Origin of the sequence: Allokutzneria sp. NRRL B-24872 (assembly GCF_002155965.1) — a bacterium.
Classification (GTDB): Bacteria; Actinomycetota; Actinomycetes; order Mycobacteriales; family Pseudonocardiaceae; genus Allokutzneria.
Map to the genome: position 1 here is coordinate 1 of NZ_MUMH01000438.1, position 562 is coordinate 562.

At 68.5% G+C, this 562-nt stretch carries 1 protein-coding gene; it reads left to right on the plus strand.

The window, feature by feature from the left end; genetic code table 11:
• Positions 1–48 precede the first annotated feature (48 nt).
• A partial coding sequence (locus tag CCN37_RS38535) for an FAD-dependent monooxygenase (protein ID WP_168201068.1) occupies positions 49–562 on the plus strand: 514 nt, incomplete at its 3' end.

Below are 562 nucleotides of genomic sequence, written 5' to 3' on the forward strand. Positions count from 1 at the left end.
CTCGAAATGCCTCGCGATACTGGCCGTACACCAGTGAGAAGAGGACAAATGAATTTCTTCGACGCGGATGTCATTATTGTGGGGGCCGGTCCCACCGGACTCATGCTCGCGGGTGAACTGAGGCTCAATGGAGTCTCGGTTACCGTGCTGGACAAGCTGGCCGAACCGATTCGTGAATCACGGGCCCTGGGATTCTCGGCGCGGACCATAGAGGAGTTCGCGCAGCGCGGACTCATGGCCCGATTCGGTGAGGTCGGCGTCATTCCGGCCGGCCATTTCGGCGGCGTGCCGCTGGACTACCAGGTGATCGAGGGCGGCTCCTACGGTGCCCGCGGTGTTCCGCAGGCCCGCACCGAGGGCGTCCTGGGCGGCTGGGCGGTGCAGTTGGGCGCCGTCGTGCGCCGCGGCGTCGAGGTCACCGGCGTGGACCTCGACGACGACGGCGTGAGCGTCACCGTCCAGGGCGCGGGCGGCGCCGACCGCCTGCGCGCCCGCTACGTGGTCGGCTGCGACGGCGCCCGCTCCATCGTGCGCACCAGCGCCGGCATCGACTTCCCCGGCA